The 26,744-nt window shown below is 46.0% G+C and carries 23 protein-coding genes and 3 pseudogenes; 24 read left to right on the top strand and 2 right to left on the bottom strand.

Annotated features, from left to right (window positions below; all coding sequences use genetic code 11):
* Positions 1-36: 36 nt before the first annotated feature.
* The 13 genes from CRG97_RS26415 (at position 37) to CRG97_RS26355 (ending at position 14,549) form a co-directional block, all read left to right on the top strand.
* Entirely contained in the window at positions 37-1,965 is a 1,929-nt protein-coding gene (locus CRG97_RS26415) for a serine/threonine protein phosphatase (RefSeq protein WP_098748620.1), read from the top strand.
* Positions 1,962-3,248 carry a normocyte-binding protein gene (locus CRG97_RS33120; RefSeq protein ID WP_098748619.1) on the top strand — a complete coding sequence of 429 codons (1,287 nt, stop codon included), beginning with the start codon at positions 1,962-1,964 and terminating at the stop codon, positions 3,246-3,248. Before CRG97_RS26415 ends, CRG97_RS33120 begins: the two co-directional genes overlap by 4 nt.
* Positions 3,239-3,937 carry an iron-dependent peroxidase gene (locus CRG97_RS26405; RefSeq protein WP_098748618.1) on the top strand — a complete coding sequence of 233 codons (699 nt, stop codon included), beginning with the start codon at positions 3,239-3,241 and terminating at the stop codon, positions 3,935-3,937. Before CRG97_RS33120 ends, CRG97_RS26405 begins: the two co-directional genes overlap by 10 nt.
* 119 nt (positions 3,938-4,056) lie before the next feature.
* Positions 4,057-6,705 (top strand): acetate and sugar kinases/Hsc70/actin family protein, encoded by a 2,649-nt coding sequence (locus CRG97_RS26400; protein WP_098748617.1) that lies wholly within the window; start codon positions 4,057-4,059, stop codon positions 6,703-6,705.
* Positions 6,706-6,855: 150 nt separating this feature from the next.
* Positions 6,856-7,629: a DNA and RNA helicase gene (locus tag CRG97_RS26395; RefSeq protein ID WP_098748616.1), complete on the top strand. Its 774-nt coding sequence runs from the start codon at positions 6,856-6,858 to the stop codon at positions 7,627-7,629.
* Positions 7,630-7,665: 36 nt separating this feature from the next.
* Entirely contained in the window at positions 7,666-8,265 is a 600-nt protein-coding gene (locus CRG97_RS26390; protein WP_098748615.1) for a hypothetical protein, read from the top strand.
* Positions 8,262-9,674, top strand: a complete 1,413-nt coding sequence (locus CRG97_RS26385) for a phage baseplate assembly protein V (protein ID WP_098748614.1) — start codon at positions 8,262-8,264, stop codon at positions 9,672-9,674. The genes CRG97_RS26390 and CRG97_RS26385 overlap by 4 nt, the downstream gene beginning before the upstream one ends.
* Positions 9,671-10,282, top strand: coding sequence for a hypothetical protein (locus tag CRG97_RS26380; RefSeq protein ID WP_098748613.1), 612 nt, complete (start codon positions 9,671-9,673; stop codon positions 10,280-10,282). The genes CRG97_RS26385 and CRG97_RS26380 overlap by 4 nt, the downstream gene beginning before the upstream one ends.
* Entirely contained in the window at positions 10,254-10,841 is a 588-nt protein-coding gene (locus tag CRG97_RS26375) for an imm11 family protein (protein ID WP_481856220.1), read from the top strand. The genes CRG97_RS26380 and CRG97_RS26375 overlap by 29 nt, the downstream gene beginning before the upstream one ends.
* A gap of 31 nt (positions 10,842-10,872) precedes the next feature.
* On the top strand, positions 10,873-11,274 hold the full coding sequence (locus tag CRG97_RS26370) for a DUF4280 domain-containing protein (protein ID WP_098748611.1): 402 nt from the start codon (positions 10,873-10,875) through the stop codon (positions 11,272-11,274).
* A 79-nt stretch (positions 11,275-11,353) separates the two neighbouring features.
* Complete coding sequence (locus CRG97_RS26365; protein ID WP_098748610.1) at positions 11,354-13,852, top strand: contractile injection system protein, VgrG/Pvc8 family; 2,499 nt, start codon at positions 11,354-11,356, stop codon at positions 13,850-13,852.
* A gap of 21 nt (positions 13,853-13,873) precedes the next feature.
* The gene (locus CRG97_RS26360) at positions 13,874-14,341 is read left to right on the top strand and encodes a hypothetical protein (protein WP_098748609.1); all 468 of its coding nucleotides are present in this window, start codon (positions 13,874-13,876) and stop codon (positions 14,339-14,341) included.
* The gene (locus CRG97_RS26355; protein ID WP_098748608.1) at positions 14,331-14,549 is read left to right on the top strand and encodes a hypothetical protein; all 219 of its coding nucleotides are present in this window, start codon (positions 14,331-14,333) and stop codon (positions 14,547-14,549) included. The genes CRG97_RS26360 and CRG97_RS26355 overlap by 11 nt, the downstream gene beginning before the upstream one ends.
* Positions 14,550-14,790: 241 nt before the next feature.
* Here CRG97_RS26355 and CRG97_RS26350 read toward each other — a convergent pair.
* Positions 14,791-15,219: pseudogene (locus CRG97_RS26350) on the bottom strand (IS30 family transposase); the annotation flags it as partial.
* A gap of 398 nt (positions 15,220-15,617) precedes the next feature.
* Here CRG97_RS26350 and CRG97_RS26345 point away from each other — a divergent pair.
* The 5 genes and pseudogenes from CRG97_RS26345 (at position 15,618) to CRG97_RS26325 (ending at position 18,388) form a co-directional block, all read left to right on the top strand.
* Entirely contained in the window at positions 15,618-16,271 is a 654-nt protein-coding gene (locus tag CRG97_RS26345; RefSeq protein WP_098748607.1) for a hypothetical protein, read from the top strand.
* A 32-nt stretch (positions 16,272-16,303) separates the two neighbouring features.
* Positions 16,304-16,759: pseudogene (locus tag CRG97_RS26340) on the top strand (HNH endonuclease).
* Positions 16,760-16,774: 15 nt separating this feature from the next.
* Positions 16,775-17,242 carry a DUF6985 domain-containing protein gene (locus CRG97_RS26335; RefSeq protein ID WP_098748606.1) on the top strand — a complete coding sequence of 156 codons (468 nt, stop codon included), beginning with the start codon at positions 16,775-16,777 and terminating at the stop codon, positions 17,240-17,242.
* 557 nt (positions 17,243-17,799) lie between these two features.
* Positions 17,800-17,985 carry a YwqJ-related putative deaminase gene (locus tag CRG97_RS26330; protein ID WP_237566584.1) on the top strand — a complete coding sequence of 62 codons (186 nt, stop codon included), beginning with the start codon at positions 17,800-17,802 and terminating at the stop codon, positions 17,983-17,985.
* A complete protein-coding gene (locus tag CRG97_RS26325; RefSeq protein WP_098748605.1) occupies positions 17,975-18,388 on the top strand; it encodes a toxin-antitoxin system YwqK family antitoxin in 414 nt (137 codons plus the stop codon). The genes CRG97_RS26330 and CRG97_RS26325 overlap by 11 nt, the downstream gene beginning before the upstream one ends.
* Before the next feature lie 367 nt (positions 18,389-18,755).
* Here the strand turns inward: CRG97_RS26325 and nfi are convergent.
* Positions 18,756-19,405, bottom strand: a pseudogene (nfi, locus tag CRG97_RS26320) (deoxyribonuclease V).
* Between the two features lie 153 nt (positions 19,406-19,558).
* On the opposite strand from nfi, the gene CRG97_RS26315 reads away from it, so the two are divergent.
* From CRG97_RS26315 to CRG97_RS33385, 6 genes are all read left to right on the top strand, one after another.
* The gene (locus CRG97_RS26315) at positions 19,559-19,825 is read left to right on the top strand and encodes an Imm3 family immunity protein (RefSeq protein ID WP_098748604.1); all 267 of its coding nucleotides are present in this window, start codon (positions 19,559-19,561) and stop codon (positions 19,823-19,825) included.
* Between the two features lie 429 nt (positions 19,826-20,254).
* Entirely contained in the window at positions 20,255-21,412 is a 1,158-nt protein-coding gene (locus tag CRG97_RS26310) for a response regulator (protein ID WP_098748603.1), read from the top strand.
* 172 nt (positions 21,413-21,584) lie between these two features.
* Positions 21,585-22,076: a hypothetical protein gene (locus CRG97_RS26305; protein ID WP_098748602.1), complete on the top strand. Its 492-nt coding sequence runs from the start codon at positions 21,585-21,587 to the stop codon at positions 22,074-22,076.
* A 132-nt stretch (positions 22,077-22,208) separates the two neighbouring features.
* Positions 22,209-25,364 carry a hybrid sensor histidine kinase/response regulator gene (locus CRG97_RS26300; protein WP_098748601.1) on the top strand — a complete coding sequence of 1,052 codons (3,156 nt, stop codon included), beginning with the start codon at positions 22,209-22,211 and terminating at the stop codon, positions 25,362-25,364.
* Positions 25,365-25,474: 110 nt separating this feature from the next.
* A complete protein-coding gene (locus CRG97_RS26295; protein WP_098748600.1) occupies positions 25,475-26,395 on the top strand; it encodes an AEC family transporter in 921 nt (306 codons plus the stop codon).
* Positions 26,396-26,510: 115 nt separating this feature from the next.
* A complete protein-coding gene (locus CRG97_RS33385) occupies positions 26,511-26,675 on the top strand; it encodes a hypothetical protein (protein ID WP_164817510.1) in 165 nt (54 codons plus the stop codon).
* Positions 26,676-26,744: the final 69 nt, after the last annotated feature.

Below are 26,744 nucleotides of genomic sequence, written 5' to 3'. Positions count from 1 at the left end.
TATTCTCGCAGCAGGACGGGGGAAACGGAGGGACACATGAGAAAGGAGAACAGCGATTTCAAGACCGCATTTGTCTCCGAAGCGGGTTCGTATATCGACAACAGAGATTATTTTGCCTTCGTGGAGCTCGAGGACATGGCTTGCTACGTCATTGCGGATGGTCTCGATACGGATCGAGAGGCACATAGCGCGAAAATGGCGGTCAGTGTCATCCTGGAGAATTTTATGGAGAAGCCATCCTTGTCACGGAGAAAAATCCGGCAGGATTTGGAGACAGCTCATGAGTGGTTGAAGTTTGAAAGCCGCAGAGTCCGGCTTAAAGCCAGCGTGCTCGTTGTCGTGACGAATTATACGCGGATGGTGTGGGCGACCTGTGGTCATGCGCGATTATACCATTTTCGCGGCGGTCGGCTGAATTTGCGTTCCAAAGATCAGAGCCTGGCGCAGTTGCTTCTGGAGGACGGAAGGGTGTCCGAGGAAGGATTTTCCGGCCATGAGGAGCGAGGGAATTTGTTGAGTTATATGGGGCGGCCAGATCGTTTTGAACCCTATATTTCAAATAAAACTCCGCTTTCGGATGGAGATGTGCTTCTTCTGTGCACACCGGGAATTTGGGAAGAGGTCGAGCTGCCGGAAATGCTCGATGCACTGGCGGAATCGAGTGATCCCGACAGCTTGACGGATACGCTGGAGGACATTGTCCTCAGCAAGCAGCAGCAGACGGTGAACAATTATACTGCAGCCGCTGTTTACGCTAACAAGACGTTTACCGAGAAGCCCAAAAACCGGAAGAAATGGATCATACGCATCGCAATACTGCTGCTCACCATGGTGATCGCCGGGGGAGGCATCTGGTATGCGAAGGCTAGGCAGGCGGCTAAACTGGCCGAGACGGTTGTGCAGATGACCGAGTTTGAGCAGGAGGGTGACGAATACGCATCCGCCAGCGATTACCCGAAGGCGCTTAAGGCTTACAGTGAAGCGAAGAACGCGGCCAGCAAGCTGAAAGACAAACTGCATTTTCAACTGCTTCGCAACAAGCAGCGCGTGGCCCAAGCATTGACGGACGGCGACGAATACGTGAAGGACGGCAGCTTCGATATGGCACTGGACAGCTATACGAAAGCGCTGGGTGAGGCTGAGAAGTACAAGCCGTTCAAGGTAGAGGATATTCAGGCGCGAATCGAGCGAAGTGAGGCGGTCGCCAAGCTGACGGAAGTCATAAAGGAAGGCGATATCCACTTCCAGAATCAGGATTACACCAGTGCGCTGGAGACATACAAGAAGGCGTACAGGGCAGCGATTGAAGCGAATTATCCGAGCGGTCAGAAGCAGTTGGAGACGAAGATGGAAGAGGCCGAGGGGAAAATCAATACCATTTATCGGGAGACCAAAACGCTTAAGGCCGACAATTTGGAGAAAAAAGGTGACCGCGCCCTAGCCGCATTGGATTATAACGCCGCCATCGAGGCTTATACGCTGGCCCAGGAAATCTACCAGGAGATCGACAAGCTGGAGCGGGTGCTGGCGATGGAGCGGAAAATTGCCAAAGCCGACGAGAAGCGCAATCCCATCGTGCCTGCGGCGGGACAATCGGATTCGGCTTCGCTCTCGGCGGGAGGGGGGCCCGTTTCGGACATGTCCGGGATGAACGGTTCGAATGGAATGAACGGACAGAATGGCTCAAGTGGAAATAACGGATCGAACGGGAGCAATGGATCCGGCGGGGCTTTCGAGTGGAGCGGTGCTTCAGGATCGAGCATGGACGGAGCCACGAGACATGAAGGAAGCGAGGATCAAGCTTCAGGAGGCACTTCTTCGCCTGATGGATCAACTTCATCAGGGCCAAGTTCGGTGAATCAGGGTACAACCGCTGGATCTGAGGAGGCAGGAGCAAGCCCAGAAAGTTCTACGAGCGACAGGCAGGATCGGTCAGCTACGCCGGAAGGAGGCGGGGGATCATGAAGGATATCGTGATGGATCGGCTTAGTAAAATGGAGGATTTGCAGCAGCGCCGGCTGCTTCGCAATCTGATGAGCGGCGTGTTCCTCGGCCTGGTCGAATACCAGGAGGAGCTGAACCGCCAGATTGAGCGGCGAGTATTCGAGGAGGTCGGCAATCAGGACAGCAAATACGATGTGTATGTGGGGATGTGCCGCCGTGAGGAATGGGACCCCCTGCACGAGTATTTGTTCCCGATGATTACAGAGGATACGGAGCCGCGCAGGATTGATCTGCATCATTTGGTTGCCCGTCTAAACGAAGGAGAGGAGCAGCCGTTATTTTCCTTGTTTCTGGAATGCAAATACCCAATGATTCAGGATCTGCTCTACAGTGACCGGACATTTCGCGGAGAGCTGGTTACGAATATAGGCCGTCATGTCATTCAAGTCAAGCTGGAGCGAAATACCGCATACATACGAGAAATCGAGAAGCTGTATCATGTTTTTCTAAGCAATGGCCTGCCTTGGAAAACGATCAATCATCCTTACGCTTACAAATTCGTGAACGTCGTATTGATCGGGGGGGACGTACAGCTGGCGGTAGAAGAGGAAGTTCAGGAGATCACCGTTCATCTGGAGGAATACGAAGCATATAAAAGAACGGATCTAGTTCCACTCTGGAACATTCAGCGCCTGGAACTGAAGACGGGAGGCTTCCCGGTTCCGGCGGCTGATCGCGTGAATTTCGAGCATGTGCTGCCACTGCGCAAAAGCGGGCTGCAGCATGGCTATCTGGTCGACACCAATGACGACAGCATTCGTTACATCAAGCGTTCGCCGGAGGAACTGACCGTTGTATCGACGCGTGATAAATCCGATTCCTGGCAGGTATTGATGGTGGTGGAGCCGGTTAGTACAGGCATGGGCAAGCTGAGTTACGCACTGATGTCGAACCGGCAGCGGGACGATTTCATCAGCAATTATGGCCGCAGTCAAGGACAGGTCGTTCGCTCCAAGGGCGAGATTGTGCGGATTATCCATTCTTTTGCCGTATCGGAATGGCTGGAGCTCGTGGATGTGGAGATTCGGCCCCCTTCCGCCAATAACGCGCTGACCTATGAGTTGAACCGGTTCATTACGGATGAAGTTCGGGTGGATAACGGAAAATGGCGGATGTGCCTGAAATTCATCTACCGGGAATCCGGCAAGGAGTTGGGTTATTTAGCCGAGGATATGATGAGCTTTTTGGTGTCCCAAGTCCAGATGTCGTTCCCCGAATATCGCTGTGAAGGAGAATGGGCTTGAATTACATTTGGGATTTGCTCGTTCAGGCACAGGAATCCGGAATTCATAAGCGGGATGTTACTTTCCTCCCGGCCAAGGTGTACTCGCCTTACATGGAGCTTAGTTTAGAGGATTTAAACGCCGCAGCGGGCGAGCAGGTCGAGGTGGAGGTCAACCCGTTCTATCGATTCTCCGATGTGTTCCGCGATTTGCTGAACATCAACTTGACGGAAGATGAGGAGATCCGCCATACGCTGTTTGATATTCTGATACATTTCCTGGCGGAGCTGGACTTCATGCAGGGCATGAATAAGCGGGAATATCACATACGATTCGTCCTGCGGGATTTGGAAGCCGGGGCGTTCGGCGAGCGGGTAAAGGAGCGGATCGGTCTGTTCGAGCGGGATGAACGGGAGTGGATCGCCTGCGCAATCCTCCGCATGTATGACACGGGAGAGACGCTGAATCTGCTTCGAAGCACGGTAAGCAGAATGTTTCGCCGCTCGACGATTTATGTCAACAGCGAGGAGAAGGATGAGATGCTGTTCTACATCGGTCAGAAGAAGACGGAGCTCGCCGGCCGGAAGCTGGAGCTGCTGATGGAGCTGTTCCTCCCGGTTCGCTACCGCACCGAGGTGTATTGGGATTGCCATGTAGGGATTATCGATGCCGCGGATACGATGATCCAAGATCGCATCGCCATGTATTAGAGAGAGGTAGTTCCTCAGTCCTGACTTCACTCAACCTTCTCGGTGCTGAAAATTTGACTTTTTGAACAGGTATGTTTTAAGGATGCCCCTAACCATTTTGGAGGAGGAATTGATCAAGCATGAAGGGCTATAAACTGTACACGGATTCCACCAGCCAACAGCGGGTGCGCGGGAAGGTTCGATATACGCAGGATGAGCTTACGGAGATGACCACCTTCCAACTGCGGAATATCTGCTACCGGGAACGGCTCGTAGAGGGGCTTAGCCATCGGCTGGACCGGGAAGAAATGATCCGCGTCATCCTGAAGTATTTGGGCGCGGACGAAGAGATGTTCATCGGCCCTTTCGGCGAAGGCGGCTTCGAACGCGTAAAGACGGTGATGCGCAAATACATGCAGGCATCGCTTCAAGGGGACGGGGGCATTCGTGTTCCGGCCCGCATCGTCATTTATCCAAACATCGCCATCGATAAAAGCGACGGCTATAAGGTGAAGGCCCCTGCGGTATTTGCGGAGTCCAATGTACTGCTCGTCAACGACCGGATGGAGCTCTGCGGCATTCTTAATTTGCGCAAAGAGGAGGGCGAGGCGGGCAGCTTTTATTTGGCGGCGGACAGCAGCATGGAATGGCAGCGCACGTCCAATCGCCAGTACAGCCTGTTGTTCCTCCGCAAGCGTGATTCGGAATACGTGTATAAGGCGTATTACCAGGCGCAGGTGCTGCCGCCCATTCAAATCCAATATTATAAAATTCCGCTGGCTGAGCTGGACATACGGGAGCTGCAAAAGACGGATGCCGTGCTGGCGATCGATTTCGGTACTTCCAATACGACGGCCGGCGCTTTTTTATACCACGGGTACGCGCAGTCTCCGAGCAGTCTTGATGTGTTAAACGGTCATATTCGCTCCAATGAAGTGAATTTCGTGAAGTTCCCCGATCCGACGTACCGAAGAACGGAATGGCTCGAGGCGCTGCCTACAGCGGTCAGCGTAGCCGATTGCTCTGACCCGGCAGCGGTAAAATACCAGTTCGGCCATGAGGCGTTGTTGAATATCCGCCGCAGCAGCTACAGCAGCCGGGCCTCGGTATTTCAGGGGCTTAAACGCTGGGTGAACAGCTATAACCAGCCTGTCGAGATTATGGACAGCGAAGGAAATACGGCTTCCATACTGCGGCGGGATATCATCCAGGCGTATTTGAAATACGTAATCCAGATGGCGGAACATCAATTCAAATGCAAGTTCAAGAACCTGCATTTCTCGAGTCCCGTCAAGATGAAGGCCCCGTTCCTTAAAATGTTCGCCGAGATTTTGCCGGATTACCGAATTGAGCAGCAGGAGGCGCTGGATGAGGGGATGGCCGTACTGTACAACACAATTGCGGACGGCCTGGAACGGAATATATTCATGGAGGGGACGGAGTATAAAGCACTCGTGATCGACTGCGGGGGCGGAACGACAGATTTATCTTCCTGCCGCTTCCGCGTCGAGGACGGGCATATGTCCTACCGCATCGTGATGGATGCGACGTATGAGAACGGGGATACGCATTTTGGCGGCAACAACATTACATATCGCATTATGCAGTTTATGAAAATCGTATTCGCCGATTATTACACAAGCGGGCGGCGCAGAGTGACGGATATCGATGATTTGATCGATATTCCGGCAAACGACTTGTTCCGCGAAGTGGATGAGAACGGTGTGTCCGCGGTGTATACCGAACTGGAGCGACGTTATCGTGAGGCGGAGGCGATGATTCCGACAGCCTTTGCAAAGTATGAGAATCGCTCGCGGGACGAGTATTACCGGGTTCGCGGCAATTTTTATTTCTTGTGGGAGATTGCCGAGGGCATGAAGGAACAGTTTTTCCGCAAGACCGGAATCCTGAGGAACCGCTTCGACGCAGAGGAGGACGACAGCCGGGATAATGATTTGCAGATAACCACGATGGAGCGATGGTTCCTGTCGGTACTGCGGGGCGGTGAATTGAAGGATGAATATGAAATTCCGAATGTTGTGTTCAATATCAAGGAAATTACCCAGCTGATCAAAGGGGATATCTACGAGGTGCTGCGCAAATTTCTGGATGGATTCTACCAGGACGGCGTGCTGGGCGAGTATTCGATTATTAAGCTGACAGGGCAATCCTGCCGGATCGAGGTGTTTCGCGAGGCGCTGAAGGAGTTTGTACCGGGACGGAGCATCGAATTCCGGCAAAAACCCGTCGAAGGCCGTGTTCCCGAGTTGAAGCTGGCCTGCCTGCGCGGAGCGATCCGCTATCTGAACGCCCGGAAGGCCGGCGTCATCGAGACGAGCATTACGAATCATGCCGCTGTCATCCCGTATTCGGTCAGCGCATACACCCATGACCGCCGCGAGCTGGAGCTAATCTCCAGCCTGGAACGGACGAACCGGGTGCTGGGCTTCATCTCCCGGCCTTACCACACACAGGAGGTGGAGTTCCTCCTGCGGGGATCGGACGGCATGCTGCGGCACAGCTATGTGTACCATAACCGGATCAAGGACTATGAGTCCGTGAAATACGAGGATATCCAAGCGGTCTATCAGGATAAAATTCCGCAGGACGATACCGACTCTATCGTGAACGGAGAGACGAAGTATTTCGTCTTTGCGGATGACAATCACTGGGGCTTTCACGTGCTGCCGATCGCCCGCCAGGACGAAGGGCTGCTGCTCGGCCGCAAGGAGCTGTTCCCGTTCGAGAACGAGCGGTCGGAGCTGGACTTTTTTGACGGGATGAAGTAGGGAAGTGCGCTTCTGATCTTTACTTCCAATCCTGTCTTGTACCTGCACGGAGTTCATATGGAGGGGCACCAAGCTTGATACATCATCTGATCACACAGAGCTTAACCGGGAGAGTCGCGTAAACGTTACAGCCGGAAGGAGGGGAAGGCAATGTTTAACCATATCGCACCGAAGTTCGAGAAGGGCCGGATCCTAAAGACGGCGATGCTGGAAAATCTGCGGGATTTCCCTCGCGAATTTGTGGATGTCTACTATCAGGAATATACGGACGGCATCATTACAGGTGCCCATGTTGAGGTCGGAGCAGATTCCTTGACCGTTCATCCCGGTATCGTCAAGCACCAAGGGCGTTTATATTTGCTGAAAGATGCTGTGAGCACCAAGTACCGCGCTACAGGGCGGGAGGCCGCGCTGAAGGTTCGTTTCCATGCAGGCGAAGAAGACAGCGACTGGCGGACGTATCGCAGTGAGATCGTGATCGACGAACAGATGGAGGTGGGTGCCTCCGAGCTCGAGCTGTGCCGCTTCAAGTTGAAGGAAGGCGCCCGGCTGCGACAGGACTACCAGGGCTTCCGGGACCTGGCGACTGAATTTAATACCGTGAATGTTCTGCATGTCCGCTATGCGGCTTACGGCAAAAGCACCTTGTCCCCGGTTATCCTGCGCTGCTTCGCCGAGGAAATGATACGCAAGGGAAGCGGCGATCCGCAGGACTTCATGTTTACGATGATGTGCATGAACGAGGGAACCCTCGCTCGGGACGTCATTTTGCACTATATGGCGAACCGTCTTGGCATGAGCAGCAGGGAGTACACCAACGTGGAGATCCACAAGTATCTGAGCCGTATCCTGGACGGTGTCCGGGGTGGTGGCGGTAAGATGGGCATGATCCCGGGCGGCGGCCAGCGGGTGATTGTGGATTAGGGATGGGTTTACCCCATAAAAGGAGGAGGAAAAGTTATGTCGTTTATGGATGAGAAGATTACGCAGATCATTAATGAAGCAGAGCAATCGATGATATCTCGTTCTATTACGGATGGGCCGGTGAAAATTGGGAAGCGGTATTATGAATTTACTTTGCAGTCTTTCTATGAGGACAAAATCTCTCTCTACCTTCCTGCTGACTTTGAAGAAATGCCTAAGGAGATTCGATCCATTAAGTATCCCTATGAACAACGGCCTGAAATTATTAGAAGCGATGAGTCGGGAGCAATTAATTTCACTCTAAACCGAATAGATCATGAGTTAAGGGATGAGATGGTACAGGAACTGGCTACCAGCATGAAATCGATGATTCAAAAGTCGAATCCTTCTCATGTTTTCTACGAAAGCGGGGTAGAGACTGTAAACGAGAAAACGCTCGGATACTTTGAGTTTAAAAATATGGTGATCGACGGCTCCTTATTTAACATCATGTATTTCCTCGAACTTGAAGGCAAGGTCTTAATGGGAACCTTCTGCTGTCGATATGAGGACTATCCAGATTGGAGAGATGTGGCGTATCAGGCAATACGCAGCATCACTGTCCATATTGAAGAAGAGGGAGGGGAACAAGCATGAGCGAGGTCATCTATACGTCTGCAAATATTACGGTATCAAATTATAAGTTCGAGAGAATTACGGAACTGGTCATCGATAAACAAGTAAATGAACATGCCAAGCTGATGATTAGCGGCATTATTTCCGAAGACATGCAGGATAAGTATATTGAACAAGCAAATGCGAGCGATACCATTCGGGTTGCTGTCCAGGATAAGGACAAGGCAATCCCCCTGTTTCACGGTGTAATTACGAATATCTCCGTACAAGCTGCGCGTGGTGTTAGGAGTATTGCGATTGAAGCTCACAGCTCATCCATCCTTATGGATATCCGTAAGGAGACAGGGTCTATCCAAAATAAAGAGCTACCTTATAAAGGTTTGTTTCATCGGATTATAGCTAACTACCCTGATTCCGATGTCATTGACGAAGCATCGCAAGGCAAAAAAACGGGTGGATTACTGGTTCAATATCAAGAAACCGATTGGGCGTTTATGAGGAGATTAGCCTCGCATTTTCACGCCCCACTAATTCCTGTCAGTTCTCAATCCGGTATTAAACTGTATGTCGGATTGCCTGATGCTGATCATCCCCAGAAGTTAGATGAATACAACTACGCTATCAATAAAGATTTAAGAGACTATAAGCTGAAATCCGAGAACGGTGTGAAGGATATTTCAGAGCAAAATAGCATCAGTTACACGGTAACAAGTCATAAGGTGTTTGAGTTGGGCCAAGCGGTCTCCTTCCAAAGACGGACATTGTATGTCAGCCGCGTGGAGACCAAGCTGGAGAACGGAATATTGATCAGTATTTACGATCTAAAAGATGCCAAAGGGCTGCGCTGCCGAACGGAATATCCTTATGCGCTAGCGGGAACGTCGTTATTTGGAACGATCCTTGATGTGGCAAAGGATAAGGTCAGGGTAAAGCTGAACATTGATCAGGATCAACCTGTGAATGAAGCCATGTGGTTTGCTTATTCCACGGTTTATTCATCCCCGGATGGGAGCGGCTGGTACTGCATGCCGGAAAAAGGGGATAAAGTACGGCTTTATTTTCCCGACGAACAAGAGAAAAATGCTTTTGCCGCGAGCTCGGTGGACACCGACTCCCCTAATCCTGAGAAACGAAGCGATCCGTCAGTAAAGAGCATCAGTACCAAATATGGCAAAGAAATCGTGTTTAAACCCGGCGCAGTTGAAATTATTGGTGGAGGCCAATTGCTGATGAAACTCACCGATGATGGTGGGATCGAAATTAACAGCGACAAGAAGATTTCCCTGTCGGCCATGGAGGATATCGAAATTAACGGCGGTGCCAAGATTCTCATACAAGGGGAGTCAGGCATTGAATTCGTTCAAGGGAATGCTTCGCTTAAAGTGGAGGATGAGGTCACGCTTAGCGGGGGCAGGGTGAATATCGAATGAGTACTGTCATGAGTCGTGAAGAGGCATTGGGTCATTTATTGGAAAATCATGTGTTTGATCGCTGGCAGGGTGACTTGGATATCATTTCTGAAAGCTATATCCAAAATCAAGATGCTACTATAGCGGAATTTGTGAGTTCAGTGGATTCAGCGTGTAAAAAGGCGGCCGAGCTTCAAGACGCAGGGATGAAGGGAGATATTCAATATATCTATCTATCTTTGCTGCGGACAAGCTTGATGGAGTATAAGGTCAGTTATCGCATCGATATTCATGACGAGCGTTGGTTTCTTGATCCTGTAGAGTGTTCTTCACACTGGAAGGCAGAGTTTATATTTAATCCTTTATTTCAGAGAATGCGGGAGTTGGAAGCTGTTAAATCAAGTTATGCCCGGAAAATCTCGACGATGGATATTGAACGGATCTTACAAATTGAAGCCATAAGATACCATTTGTTAGCGATCGAATTTATGAGAAATATGGTTCCTTCTATTTTGGAATGTGAGGGTTACAACTTGCTGGTGAAAAAACCGAATATTTGTATTCTGGCAGGGGAATACCGGGATCGCAGCGAGCTTCTCTATGGTCAGCCGGAAACAGGACAAGAATGAATCATGGCAGAGCAGTGAATGGAGGAGGGATGTCATGGATTACTTTATGATGCAGCAGGATGAACGCTATACCGACACTCCAGTTTTACAAAATCTTCGGCAAAAAATCGATATACGCCATATGAATCGCCTACGTGCTCATCAAATTGCAGATACAACAATATTTCAGGTTAAGGCCTCTACCAATACTGAGTATTTGGATCTATTAAGCCATCAGCTCTACTTGCTGTCAGATAAATTGAAGAAATTGATCGCCATGTACGAGCCGGAATGTATTTTTAAGCATATTCCTCTGATGGATCAATTCAATAGTAAGCAAAGTCTTTACTTCCTGCCTTTTTTCGAGGAAGTGGAAGCTCTAAGTCCGAGCAGTGAATTTAATGCGGATCGAAGCGTCATCAAGAAGCTGGTACTCCAAGAGGAGAAGGTGGCGAAGAAGCGAATTTTCCGCGTGCAAGAAAGTGAGCAACCTCTGATCATTGTCCGCCTAGATGTAGCCGAGAGCATACTCCGCCGAGATATGATCGGAGTTAGCTTGAAGAAAGTTCTCGTTGAGTGATTGAGCGAAAGTTGGGGAAGGGCGTGAACTGATGGATAAGTATGAGTATGTTGTACGTGGCGCTAATATTTTTTGCGATTGTGGATCACATATACGGAAACTGAATTTGCCGAATAGCCACGGAGCCTATGTCAATGGCAAGCCTATGATGAACGAATCGGACTCTATTCCCGAAGTAAATATTTCGAATTTTGGGATCTGCAGCAGTCCGGAAAATCAGAGCGGTGAGACGGTTTATTTAATCTCGATGGATGGCCAAGAAATACAGGGGAAGCCTTGCGTGCTAGCTCTGTTGGCCGGCAGCAAATGGGAGAAGACCAAAGAGCAGGCAAAGGTAGAAGGGAAGTCGGCTCTGACTACCGAGTCTGAATTGAGCTGTTCACTAGGTGGGGTGATCCATTTTAACAGCAGTGGTCAGCATGATGAGGACTAGGATGACATGTCAAATATGAAGAGCATAAGCGGAGGCGACCGGACAGCATGAAAAGTTATGCGATCGGAGGCTAGTTGATATGATAGGGTTTGAAAACATAAGAGTAACATCGCCATACCGACTCAAGATAGTTAAAGACATTCAAATAGAATGGAAGCCGAATGAGCATGGGCGACTATTCATTCGCGGCCTTGTCGATGATCAGGATCAGGTTAACGCCGTACTCAAAGCGTCGACGGATGACCAAGTTCAGGCGTTTGACGGGGAAACCAAGATTTTTAGCGGGCTCATTGCCAACGTACAAACCAAGCATCACAACGGGATTTATAGCATAGAGATAGAAGCCGTTTCCGGCTCGAGCCGGTTGGATGCTCAGAAGAGGCGCCGATCCTTCCAAAATAAAAACATGACGTACGGCGAACTCGTTAAAAGCGTGTTGAAAGCTTATGCCGGGTACGATGTGATTCAACTCGTTGGCGAAAATGATTCTATTGGCGAACCGATCATCCAGTATGACGAGACCGACTGGGAGTTCCTCAAACGGATGGCCAGTCATTTTCAGAGTGTGGTGTTCAGTGATATTTACGAAGCCAAGCCACGGATGTACATCGGAGTGCCAACCAGGAACAGCATCCAGCTTCCAGATGATTTGCCGTATACGGCAAGTAAAGATCTACTTGCTTATCAAAATGCTAGGTCAGGATCTGCCTCGGTGCATCATACCGATTTTTTTACATACGAAATTCAAAGTGGTACACGTTATGCCATTGGTGATGAGGTTCTGTTTCGAGATAAACCGATGGTGATTAGTGAAATGAAAGCCGCCATGGATAAGGGTCAACTGATCTATAACTACCGCTTATCGAGAAGGGATGGCATACGTCAAAATCGGATACATAACCAAAAATTAATTGGCATCTCGATGAACGGTAAGGTGTTAGATGTTAAAGGTCAGCAGATCAAGCTGCATTTGGAGATCGATCAGGAGCAGTCGCCCGCATCGGCCTATTGGTTCCCTTTTGCCCCGCCTACGGGAAGTGCCATGTACTCGATGCCTCAGAAGGGAACGAATGCGAGCCTGTACTTCCCGGATGATGCAGGAAGCAAAGCCAAGGTCATCGGCTGTGTCCGGACGAACGGAGAGGATTGCAGCAAAACCGGGGATCCCAACAACCGCTACTTCGGTACGGAGCATGGCAGCGAGCTAGAAATTACGCCGACAGCGATTAATGTGGTCAGTGGTTCCAAAGAGCCGTTAATGATTAGCTTTGATGATGCGGCAGGCGTCATCCTGACAAGCCACCGGAAGCTCACGATGAACGCTGGTGAAGATATTTCGCTGTACACTCCAAAACGTGTGGTATTCCGAACACCGAACATGATCCTGGCCAAGAAGTTAAGCAAGCTGAGCGGATTTACGGTTGAAAGTGAGTACCACATACTCGGAAGCAAGGTCAAGCTGGATGGTGCCGACCGGACAAGCTATCCGAAATATAACGATGAGATTGAGACTTATACGCCGCCGCCGCCGCCGAAGGAAGAAGAGTCGGGCGGATGGGGCTTCTGGGATAAGGTTTGCGCCGCCGTTGCAGTTGTAGTGGTAGTTGCCTTGGTAGTCACCGCTACAGTAGTTACTGGCGGAGTTGCTGGAGCAGTACTCATGGGGGCTGCATTTGGAGCAGTTGGTGCAGTTGGCGCAACCTTTGCCAATGACTTGGCTCGGGGAGAATGGAGTAGCGGGGAAACCTACTTAAGAAGTGCATTAACAGGTGGAATTGTAGGAGCCGTGACGGGGGGGATATTTGGACCCGTTGGGGGTGCGGCATCTACAACATTACTTCCTGCTACGACGAGTCAGGTAGCGAGTGGTTTTACAGCAATGCTTGCTAGTGGATTTGCTAGTGGATATACTGACTATACATTGACAGAACTGATTAACGGACGTAGACCTACATTTACAGGGGCAGTAACTGTGGGTACTCAAAGCGCTATGTTCTCTGGTTTTTTAATAGGCCTTAGGCCAGTTAAGAACGCGTTGCAGGATCTTTTCACAAAGGGAATTAAGCCTAAGACGTCTACTAATAGCCCACAACCTCATATTGATGAGTTGAAGGTAAATAACAAACAAGAACCGGATGTGGAAGGTGCGCCGAAGAAGGGGCGTGAGGGGACGGATGAAGACTTTGTTACATATAGAAGGGTACAAGGTGATGGTAGTAAAGATATATTACTGATTGACGAAAAAGGAAATATACACATTAACGCTAAATGGAAAAAAAGCCAATTAAATGTTAGTACAGGGAAGGATCATGCACAGTATTTTCATAATAAAAGAGGTGAAGATTCATATATTGTTGAATTTGATGTTCCTAAATGGTTAGATGATTTTATTGCAGAGAACGCCATTCCCCAAGGAAATTACACTAAAAACCCATTAAACCAAGGAGGAGCTGCACCTAAAATTGTAGATAGAACTGTTTTCCAAAAGCATGGGTTTGAAGGGGTAGCATATGAAATACCTGCACCAATAAAAGATTGGCTTATAGAGTATGCAGTAAATGCAAAGACAGTACCATAATAGATTGAGGAGGTATATCAGTTGTTAAGTCCGTATTATGGAGAGATTATAATTGTCGGTACAGTATACAAAAAAGAATTTAATTGGTATATTACAAAAAAAGATTTATGGATTTTAGATACTACAGATGAAGGGACTTGTGAAGAAGAGAGAATAGATATTCCTATATTAAATGAAAAGACAGCAAAAATATTTTTTAATAATATATTGAAGTATAAAGTCGACACACAATTTATAAGGATGGAATTTATTAAGAATTTTGAAAAAGATGCAGAAGATTCTTTATATAATTTTAAACCAGCTTTGTATGTAAATTTTGATCAAAAACAACTGTTTTCTATGTTTCCGGAATATACATCATTTGAGGAATATGTTCCAGATGGTTGGATTGGAAAATATCATATTTTTTACGATATGATTGAAACTAAACATAAATATTGGATTATAAATAAAAATAATTATTTTGAAGGAGAAGAAAATGGAAAATAATAAAATTGTTATTTTAAACGATAAGTTTAAAAATGAAGAAAGTGGTGAATTAACAGATGGAGTTACAATTATTATAGATGGGCAAGTAAAACAAATTTTAGATATAATTATTTCTAAAGAGGAATTTGAAAACTATACAGAAGCTGTTAAAGAAATATTTTTTAAAGGAATACATAGCTTTGTTAATGGGTATAAACAAGAAAAATAAGTATAATAAACAAAAGAAGATTCATATAAGTTTTTTATTATACCCATATCTTCTTTGGGGAAGGTTTTCTCTAAACTCTTATTTGTAGGAGACAAGGAATGAAGAGTACCAAAATGCTCTGGTAAAAGTTTTATTTTAAACCGTTACTTTTTATTGCATCAAAAAAACTGGTAGTTGCTAATAAAAGCCAATTTTCGCATGTGATTTCATGTCAAAATTGGCTTTTGCATTTGACGGATTGTCAAGCTAAGTGCGACACCTCATCCATGAAAGCTTCGTGAGCCGACTTCCTGCTGAGACATTTGCGGGGGCGATTGTTAATTAGCCCTATTGCATCAGCTAGTTGTTCATCCGTAACCTCTGCAAAGTCATGGCCCTTGGGAAAGAATTCTCGGAGGAGGCCATTTCCGTTTTCATTTGAGCCCCGTTACCATGAAGTGTACGGGTCTGCAAAATAGATTTTAGCGTCGTGAATGGCTTCCAAGTCCGAATAGCAAGCAAATTCTTTTCCTCGGTCAGTTGTTGGTGTTTGGAAGACACCTTGAGGGTATTGACTGGCTACCACACCAAAAGCAACTTCCATCGAATGGGCGGTTCTGTCCGGCATCTTCACGGCCATATACAACCGTGTCTTCCGTTCAATGAAAGTAGCAGCACAAGCCGTTTGCTTTAGCGTATATGATGAACCGTATGAATATCAAATAGTTAGTTTTGAATGGGATGATACGAATAATGAATATTTTAAAGCGGTAGTATCTGACACGATTTTTATGATAATGAAGATCTATTATTACAATTTTCCCATTCTATTCTTAAGATCTATCCCATAGCAAAATATGAGTTGAGGAAGAATTGTTTTATACTCTTGAGGACATAGATAATATTTCTAATGTGCCGTACAATAATGATTGGTGCTATAAAAAATCCAAGGAAATAGCTCGAAATTAGTTGTGTTGGCTGATGATTAACCAAAATGAGATCGTTACTATTAAGAGGCTTGAGGTTTAAGATTTAAAGATTGAGTTTAAAACTCATGATCCCTAGATGGCTTAGATTTGAGGTGTAAATATGAAAGCAAATGAAGTATTTGATAACGTATGCAGTTTAATATCTGGACAGTATACAGATAGTGGATGGAAATATTCTAAGTCAGGTCATTGGATGACAAAAAAAGATAAGAATTTCATGTACAAGGTGTTTTTTTATACAAGTTGGAATAATATATCTGATAAAAATGTAGCATTTTATGGTGAATGTGCAATTACTCCATTAAAATCGAAAGATAAAATATTTCATATTAATACCCGTCAATGCAATGTTCCAAGTGGTCAATTATATTGGAACATCGCAAATGAGGAAAATTGGGATCGTGTTGTTAAAGAATTCACTAATTGGTTAGATAGTGTATTCATACCGATTGTAGAATGCTGTATGAATGATTTGGATAACTTCGTTAAACAAGTTACGGTTAGAGGATTTTATCCTCCAAATGGTTATGTGGTTGATATTAGTTTTATCTTAACATATGGTTCACGTGAATTAGCAGAAGAAGCCACTAAAAGATACTATGATAGTTTAGACGAGTCGACAAAAAAAGAATTCAAAGAAAATTATGAGAGTATGATAAATGGCAATAAGGCTGTAAGTGCATACGGTAATAATATGATGAGAAATTATACCAATTTTAGAAACATCGTAGAAAATAAAATAGTGATAATATAGTACACAAATTGTTGGACATCGCTATGCGGTAATTGGTAACCCAATTATCGCTTTTTTGTTCTCCAGTACAGCTTTATAACTTAGGGACGGGACAAGCTGCTGACATTCCACCAGCCTTCAGGCAAACAGAATTTTCCAGTTCGTACGAAGCGAGCCTTTATCAGTGTGCGAGGCGAATCCATGTGTACTCTTAAGCCTCCGCCAGACCCACAAATTCAAAAAATATTCAATGAAACTGGAATTAAAGGTATACACTATATAATGCAGTTCCTGACTTTTCACCTGTAGCAAAAGCGCAAGTGGAAATTGAATATATGTTAGTTGGTAAGAAATATAGAGATAAAAACAAATTAACATGGCATGAATTAAATGATTTTAAAACAATGCAACTTGTCCCGACAAAGATAAACAGTACATTTGGGCATCTTGGCGGCGTTGGTGAAGTAAACTCTGATGCGTTTGAACCTGGAGGATTTGCGGAGAGATAGAGAGGAGAGTTTATTATGAAAATTAATGATGCAGTGTTTGGGGAACTTGATTATGATTATATTTGGTCTAAGGATATTACTATTAATTATTTTGGAGTTGAAACGCCGATATCACTTATGGTCAAAGGGGATGATGAAGGGATATTTGATAAAGAACAGTATTTGGCATATCAAATGTTAATGGAAAATTGGGAGCAAGTGCAGATAAGTTTACTGCAACCAATTCTAAACTATTATCAGCAAAAGCGTCATGAACTAGGTTATGACATCGCTTTTAATGAAAATTATCCTTTTATTGATACAACGGAACAACTAATGCAGATGATTACTTTAGATGGTATTGTTGTCCCTTATGGAGATATTAACGAAGAACGTGATATTGGAATCCTCTTTAATTGTACATGGGATTTAGAAAATGGTTTAGGACTTCGTTTATTAGATGAAAAAGTAGTTGATGTAGGATACCAAGATGTTGCAATTTGATAATCAGGGTCAGAGTTAAATAGTAGTGTAATGGATTTAGCGAAAAAAAAGAATCAGAGAGAGATAGTATCACTGTTAATTCCAAAACAAGTCTGATAGTTTTATAAATTTAATATGAATAATTTATTCTAGCTCATTCTATTAAATTAGGATGAGTCTATTTTATATTCGCCCTACATTAAGATACAAAAAATTGTTGTAAAGAACTAACTGGGGCGCTACTTTGTTTACGTTTTTATGTCTCCATTGCAGCTAGTAGTGGCAGTGAGTTTAATGGTCGCCATGCTCGAGCCATACTAATAGGGGCGGCTTGTGGAGTGGTTGGTACAGTTGGCGTATATAGCTAAGGGGGCTCAGCGCGCTATAGGCCTGTGAAAGGGAAGTCGACAACCCCACCAGGTTAAATAAAACACATAAAAATTTACAGGATATACTTGATTTAAAGGGTTATCAGAAGCTAACTATCCGTTGGATAAATGTGGCGAGTTTAATGCCAAAAAAAGTATTCGATTCTTATAGTCACCTCAAGTAAGGGAGCGGGTTCTCATGCTGAAGTTTTGGCTGTAAACGAAGCCCTAAAGAAGAATCCCAATGCTCGAATAGAAGATATAGTAGTAAATGTAATAAGAACAGGAGTTAACAAGAAGAAGTCTGGTGGAACCATGTTTAAGTGTTGTCCACACTGCGCATATATACTTGAGGGATTTGAAATAATTTCGGAGGTGCCTAAAGTTGGAAGATAAAATATTGAATAAAGAATATGTTCTAAAAAATGGTAGTCAGTTCGAAGATACATTTGGGTATGGAGGGGACGAATATGATTCCTTTATAGTGCAATATGATCAAGAGAATAATGAACATTTATTTACTGGTATAATCTATGATTGTTATGAGAATGGTGATTTAGCAGGTTATTACGTAGTTAAAGACGGCATTAAGCATGGGGAAATGGTTCAATATTATCCGAATGGACAAGTCAAAGAAATTAAGCATCTCGACAAAAATGTACTAGAAGGTCCGCAAAAGGAGTATTATGAAAATGGTTGTACAAAGTTAGTTGAATATAGGGTTTTAGGCAGAAGATTAAGTTTTAAAAAATATGACGAGCATGGAAATCTGGTAGAAGAAAAGTCAGAAGTACTCTGATCTAATTATTTTATCATGCTTAAGCTCATATGATATACTATCAGCAAAATTCCTGAATATAGAAGCCGTTATAAGCTAGAGCAATAATTGTAAGCGTTAAATGGAGTCTTTAGGGAGATACCAGTCCGGTGAAAATACCTTTCTCCATTACGATACGCGAGACGATTGAATAAGGCCTTTTAGATGCGAAAGACTTGATGTGTTGTTATGGTTTGTTATGTAGTCTAAGATGGGCGGTTTTCGCCCGTCTTTTATTTTGTATTAGAACCCCCGGTTCAACCGGGGTTCAGGAAGGTTTATAGCTATGAGTAAAACCCCCTTGAACTTTATGATAAGATGAAGTCATCGGCTAAGCCGGTGGCTGTGACTAACTCAGGGAATGGTTGTGAAGCGACAATGTCTCTTTCACAAGCTGATCAGCTTGCCGAGTCGTTTCGGGTAGCCGATATTTCGGTGAAAGTTTGAGTATCCATTGGCAGGCAGTCGTTAAGGATACCCGATGGCCGATGGAAACAAAGATGGGATTAATATTCTTCTGCGTTCTTAATACATTCCCAATGATTTCACGATTATCGATTAATGGTGACTGAGCTCCTCTATGTTGATCGGGTTCTGTAAAATTGCCGGATAGCTTCGTTTTTCCACACCCAATGGTGGGGATATCATACAGGACCCCCAAATGGCAGGCTAATCCAAACCGTCTAGGGTGGGCGAGCCCTTGTCCGTCACATACGACTAATTGAGGATTGGTCTTTATCTTTTCAAATGCTTTTATAATCGGAGGAAGTTCTCGGAACGAAAATAAACCTGGGATATATGGGAATTGAACCGTATCTTCAATGACAACGGATTCTACAATTTTCAATGAATCTAATTCTAAAACGACAATCGCTGCAATTAGTGTATTATTGTTTTTGCTGTAAGCAACGTCTACTCCGCAACATAATGGATTGGGTCAAACCAATCCTCGGTAATAACTTTTTTAGCTAATTCCCGCTGTAATTCAATGGCTTCCATCTCACTTAAATTCCACTGATGTTGTATGACGGCTTCCAATATGAACTCCTCCAATAATTAAATGAATGATCAGCTCTATGTTACCCTATTTTAGGAAGCTTGGTCAAAAAATATTGCTGGAAGTGAGTTGGGGAAAAGATCGTACGCTCGTTTATGAGGGCAGTCCGTTTTGAAAGAGATTGCTGGAATACATTTAGTGAGAATATTACAATAAAAGTAACTTTAGCTGAGATATTGATTAACAACGGAATTAATGCACAAGAAGAAATTAGCAACATAATATATGAACTAAAGCAGTTCAACATAGAAGATGTTGGGCAACAGTTAACGGAAGAGGAAAAAGTAGATTTATCATGGAGAATGGCATTTCCCTTGCATGAAGAGTTTAAACAGGTTGCTTATGGTCAAATACCACCATGATTGATCTGTTTTTTGTTATCTTTGCTTTCCCCCACTTCAATTTTCTACCTACTATGAACCTTGGTAAGAATACTACATTGGGGACAATAATTATAATGAGTTTTTGAGTTATGTAGTACTATATAGTGAGAAATACGTAAAAGAGCATCCTGAAAGAAAAGAGTAGGGAATTATTTAATAGGAAAAAAATTGATTAGGTTTGAATACGATCACTTAAGGAATAAGGATTATAGGGCAACCCATAGCGATGCGTTAAACAGAATAAAGGTACAATTAGTATCGTACATACAGCCTGTGGTCTGCCGGTGAAGCTTGTTAAGCTGCGAAAGTTGAGAATTTTGTAAAACATGCTTTCGCTTGTTGCAACAATGCGAAGGAATCAATATAGTTAAATGTGACCGTATTTTTCCAATCCAAGGAGTAATATGAATGAAGGTAATTCTCGTAGATGATGAACCGTTGGCCTTGAAGTATTTAGAACGTCAGCTGTTAAAACTGGATACCATGTCTATAGATGTAATCGGTACATATACGAATCCCTTTGAAGGACGAGACGAAATTCTTACTAGGGACGTTGATATCGTGTTTTTGGATATCAGCTTGCCGGAATTGAACGGCATTGAGCTGGCAGAGCAGCTGCTTGAGCAGAAGCCTCATCTCTGTATTGTATTTGTGACAGGGTATCACGAATATGCAGTTACTGCCTTTGAATTGAATGCCGTAGATTATATTGTTAAACCTGTCCAGCTTGATCGAGTCGCCAAAACGATGGAGCGTTTGCGAAGCCGCATTGCGTCCAGACCGGAAGAGGTCATGGAGTCCAATCGAAACATTCGGATGACGATGTTCCGCCAGGTTATGATCGAGCAGCCGAATGAACAGGGGCAATTCGCGCTGCTTCATTGGCGGACAACCCGGGCTCAGGAGATATTCATTTATCTGCTTCAGCATAGAGGACAGCTTGTACGAAAGTCGGCATTGATCGATATGTTATGGCCGGATTTTGACATGGATAAAGCCTATCCTCAGCTGTACACGGCTATTTATCATATCCGAAAAACATTGGAGCCTTATGATACCCGCTTCCAAATCACCAACACGACAGAAGGCTATGTGCTGAATATGGAAGGCGTGCAGTTGGACATTGAGGAGTGGGAGAACTGGTTCATGTCAAATCCCTCCGTGTCGGCTGAATTGATTGAGCGACATATTGAAATGATGAAATTGTACACGGGAGACTACCTGCAGGAATATGACTATTGGTGGGCAGAAGGAGAACGTCAAAGGCTGAAGGAGTTGTGGCTTAGCGTTTCTTTATCCATGGCGGAATGGTATGTGGATCAGGAACGCATCGATGAAGCCATATTATGCTACTTCTCGATCCAACGGCAGCATCACCTGGAGGAAAAGGCTTATTTTTCATTGATGAAAATATATGCTTTGCAGGATAATCCGGCCCAGGTGCACCGTCAATTCAGTCTTCTGTGTCAGGTGTTAGAAGATGAGATGGGCGAGGCGCCAAGTCCTTACATTGTGAAATGGTACGACGAATGGAGCAATGGAATCCAACTCACCAATATGAAATAGGATGAAGTAGCCAAACATGCATTCGATATGAAATCACCGGTTGTTCGACCGGTGATTTTTTGTATCTTGATGCCCGATTTTATGGTTCTCCCGGTGTTGTTCAGAAATTGTAGAGGACGGCCTCCTATACTGTGGAGTGAACCATAACAATCGGGAGGTACATGATTCGGTTATGAAATTCATTCGGAAATTTAAGGAATCTTCGCTGCATAAGGCCATGGGATTGGAGCTTGGAACGTTTCGGGAGTTCGAGCTTGATGCTGAGAAGGACCTCCAGCATTGCAGAGGTTTCTATGTTCACTTCAACGGCAAGCGGATTGGTATCGTTGCCACTGATGAGGGTCCGGTATTTCTGTGTGGTCAGGACAAGTACTTGCTGGATGAGCGTACCGTCCATTTTTTGTTGCAAAAAAATGCCGAGGTTAACACATTTATCTTCATGTGGGATGGGGGAGTGAAACTCCAAATCCCTTATTTGCGGTCGTTGATCGAGTACAACGGAAAATGGGTGGATGATTCGATTTTCGACTTTTTTTCGTGGATTTATGAAGCATCCGGGAGAAAAAGATTCTACTCTTACTATACGGTGAAGTATGTATCCGCTACGGAATTATGTCCGTACCAGCCGCTGCAGCGCCCAGGCAAGACATTATCGTTTGTATAGCGGCCTGACCAGACCTGTATTTATTGGACATTATGGAAAAGGAACAGACAACAGCTCCGTAACGATGTAAAATAATGGACAGTTGTGCAGTGTTGTTGGTTTTTTACAATATGTTATAAGGGACTGTTATGATTGTCGACCTATTCCAACTTGAAATCGAAACCGATCTCCGGCAGAAGGCTGCTGGGGATTACTTTTCTGTTTATTGTTATCTTACTTTCCGTGCGGCTGGCGTATTTTAAAATCATCATGATCCCTGAGGAGGTTCCGTTTCAGCAAGGAGTGTTGGATCTTCGGGACTGGCAGGCGGATGACCGCAATACGGTTGCGCTGAACGGGGAATGGGCCTTTTATCCGAATCAATGGATGGGCCCGGATAGATGGTCTCAAGGGCAGCGGCAGCCTGCCGCCGATCCGCGCTGGATACAGGTTCCTGATCCATGGGAAGGTGTAAACAAGAACGGGAACCAAATGGGTTTCGGAACTTATCGTCTCAAGCTGCTCGTACCGGAGCATAACGTAACTTACGGCCTCTGGATCACCGATATCCGTACAGCCTATCGTTTGTACGTCAATGGTGAGTTATTGTACGAATCCGGACATCCCTCCGATACGCCGGAGACCCATATGGCAAGAAATGTACCCCATGTCGAACTCATCCCTCCGGCTGCCGGGGATGAGCTGGATATTATCTTGGAAGTGAGCAATTATCAATACCCTGATTCAGGTGGGATTAAGCTGCCGATCAAATTCGGGACAGCTGAAGCCGTGATGAAGGGCAAAGCGTTCTCGGAGAACATGCAGCTGCTGGTGTGCATTGTGCTAATTCTTCATGTCATGTATGTCTTCATTCTGTATCTAATCGGCTATCGGAACAAAGGCCTGTTTTATTTTGCGGCTCTTATCCTGTTTACGCTGCTGGCCACGCTGGTTGACGACGATAAGCTCCTGCTCGTTTGGCAGCCTGCTATCCGTTTCGAATGGTCAGTGAAGCTTAAGGTTGTTGCTTATGTGGCTATATCATTATGTTTGATTCTGTGTACCAAGCATTTGCTCCGGCCGAGAATCAAAGAAGGATTTTACCGGGCCTATACGATCTTTGTGGTTTCGTATGCCGTGGCCTATTTGCTGCTTCCGTTTCATCTGATGGTGCATCTCTCTACTTATTTATCACTTGTATTAATAAGTTCCGTGCTGTTCCTGCCTTCGATTGCCAGGAAGGCGGTCAGTGAGCGGACGGAAGCGGCCATATTTATCTTGCTGTCGGCGGTTGCCGTTTCCTGCAACATTATCATGAGCGGAATTTTAAGGTTCCGGTATTTTAAGGAACTGCCGTATTACCCGATTGACCTGATCATTGCGTTTCTCGGATTTGCTTCCTTCTGGTTTATCCGGTTTACCCGAAACACTGTCGTGCTGAGGGAACAGGCCGAGCAGCTCCAGCGGGCAGACAAGATGAAGGATGAATTTCTGGCAAATACGTCTCATGAGCTGCGAAATCCGCTGCACGGCATGATTAACATGGCGCAAACGCTGCTGGAACGCAAGGGGAGTTTACTTCAGCAAGAGGATCGTGGCCACCTGGAGCTGATTACCGGCATTGGCAGGCGGATGTCGCTGCTGTTGGATGACTTGCTGGATGTTTCGTTATTGAAGGAGAAGCGGATCCGGCTGAATATGCAGAGCGTCCATCTCGGTTCGGCTGCTCAAGGCGTGCTGGACATGCTCCGTCCGATGGCGGAGGGCAAGCGAATCGAGCTCGTATGCGAGATCGAGGATGACTTTCCCAAGGTATGGGCAGATGAAAGCCGCTTGGTTCAGATTGTATTCAATCTGATACACAACGCAATCAAATATACGGAGTCAGGCCGGATCGCGGTGACTGCCGACGTTGTTGAGGGAAGGGCCTGCGTCCACGTTCTTGATACGGGGATAGGGATGGACGAAGAGACATTAAGACGGATATTCCTCCCCTACGAGCAGGGAGACTCCAGCTTTGCCGCAGCGGGAGGCGGGTTGGGACTTGGACTCAGCATCTGCAAGCAGCTGGTTGAGCTGCATGGAGGGGAGCTCTCCGTGTCATCCGCTCCGGGACAGGGAAGTTCCTTTACGTTCACGCTGAAAGTGGACGATATGATGAGGCAGGAGAAGACAGATAAACAGGAGTTTATGGCCGACTCCCCGGCTTCAAATTCAGAGAAAGAGAAGGAGAGGCTATCTAACATGTCAGATAAACACGAACAGGATGAGGCCGAATCCGAGACTAAGAAGCTTTCTCGTCAAACCGATGGCAGGCTGCTCATCGTAGATGACGATCCGGTTAACCTAAAAGTTATCCATCATTTGCTTGAAAACGAAGGGTATCAGATCGTGACCGTTACCCGGGCTGAGGAAGCCCTTCAATTATTGGAGCAGGGAGAATGGGATCTCATCATATCTGATGTGATGATGCCCCAGATGTCAGGATATGAATTGTCAAGGACGATTCGGCAGAGGTATATGATATCGGAGCTTCCGATTCTTCTGCTGACCGCAAGAAACCGGCCTGAGGATATTCATATGGGCTTCATTTCCGGAGCTAACGATTATTTAATCAAACCGGTGGACCATCTGGAATTAAAAACAAGGGTACGCGCACTGCTGGAGCTGAAGCGCTCCATTAAAGAACGGCTGCATATGGAGGCAGCTTGGCTCCAGGCTCAAATTCAGCCGCATTTTCTGCACAATACCTTAAATTCGATTGCATCTCTTAGTGAGATTGACCCTTCACGGATGATTGCGCTGATTGGCGAATTCAGCCACTATCTGAGAGCCAGCTATGATATCAGCAACTTGGAGCGTTTTATCCCGCTGGAGCAGGAGCTGGGCTTGGTTCGCTCATACCTGTATATCGAAGGGGAGCGGTTTGGGGAACGGCTGCGTGTCCGTTGGCATATTTCCGAGGAAGTCGCTGTTCAGCAGTGGAAGCTTCCCCCTTTGACCATGCAGACGATTGTGGAGAATGCGGTCGTTCACGGGGTCTTGGCGCGAACCCAGGGAGGGACTGTAACCATCCGCATCGTAAGTGAAGCTGAATCCGCCAAGGTCATTATCGCGGATGATGGTGCCGGCATGGATCCCGAGAAGCTCCGCTTGATGCTAGGGAGTGGACAGCGTGCCGCCGGCAAGGGAGTCGGCCTTATGAACACGGATCGGCGCTTGAAGCAAGTCTATGGGCAGGGGCTCATGATTGACAGCACAAGGGGCAGAGGAACCACCGTGTCGTTTGTCATCAGGAAGATGGCATAATGAAAGCCTAGGCCTATTAAACCTATAGTCTTTAAATCTTGGACGAATGCTTGAGGTATGGGTTAGGATGTAGAGATAATGATATTTTACTTTGCATAAAGGTGGACCTCATGATCTCTTCTTTCTTAGCTACGATTTATAGTGTATTCCTTCCCATATCGCTGCCCGTCATCGGCGGAGCCCTGCTTAAGCGATTCAAGGGCATTGAAACCAAGGGGCTTTCGGCCTTGTCTTTATATGTGCTGAGCCCGGCTCTGATCTTCGAGACGCTGGAGAAGGCTTCAATTACCTCGAATGAGGTCACGGTAACGGTTGCGTTTTGCTTGTTGAATGTGCTCGCCCTTTGGGCGCTCAGTGCCTTCGCCGGTAAAATGCTGGGCTTGTCCCAGACAGAGAAATCGGGCCTCGCCTTGACCACGATTTTTACCAACAGCGTGAATTACGGGCTTCCTCTCGTCCTGCTTGCATTCGGGCAAGCAGGGCTGGATAAAGCATCGGTGTATGTCATCGTGCAAATTATCATTATGAATACATTAGGGGTGTACCTGGCAGCGAGATCTCATTTTTCGGCTGTGAAGGCGATCAAATCGGTGTTTACTCTCCCCTCGGTCTATGCGGCGGCACTCGCCGTCCTTTTCCGGTTGACGGATTTTCAGCTTCCGGACGGGTTGAATACCGGCGTTTCCATGCTGTCCGCGGCTTATGCGCCGCTCGCTCTTGTCATACTGGGCGCCCAGATGGTTGGGGTTCGGGAGGGCGGAGCTTCTGCCGTCTCCAAGCGTGGATTCTGGTCGGGCATGACGATGCGAATGCTGGTGGGCCCATTGGTGGCTTGGGGCTTGCTCGCGATTTTATCCATTGAGGGAACCTTGTTTGCGGTTATCCTGATTTTGTCGGCGATGCCTGCAGCCGTGAACGCGGTAATTCTTGCTGAGCAATACGATGCCGCGCCCAAGCTGGTATCCAGGTGCATTCTGTGGACTACGCTGGCTTCCTTTATCGTTCTGCCTGCCATGATCGGCTTTTTCTAAGCTTGCCATCTCCTTCCTGAAGATTGGTTCAATCCCAAGACGTGTGTGTAAAGAGTAGTAAGCGTCAAGAGATAACCGTCATCTGCAATTAAAGAATCGGATGGAGGTGGAGACTATGAGCAGGCAGCGAGACCGAGATGTGGAGATTGAGACCCGCAATATCGAGGAGCGTAACGACTCCAGCAGGGTAGCATCTACGTTAATTAAGTATGTGGCTTATCTGATTATCTTCTTTGGATTCTTGTATTTTCTTATCAAATACGTATTTCCGATGTTCTAATTGGAGCAGATGGTATTCGTTAAAAAACCTCTCTTTCGTGGTACGCGAAAGAGAGGCTTTTTATCATGG

This window comes from Paenibacillus sp. EZ-K15 (genome assembly GCF_002573715.1).
Taxonomy (GTDB): Bacteria; Bacillota; Bacilli; order Paenibacillales; family Paenibacillaceae; genus Paenibacillus_AQ.
Note: the sequence above shows the minus strand (reverse complement) of the source record. Positions and strands in the feature narration are given on the sequence as shown.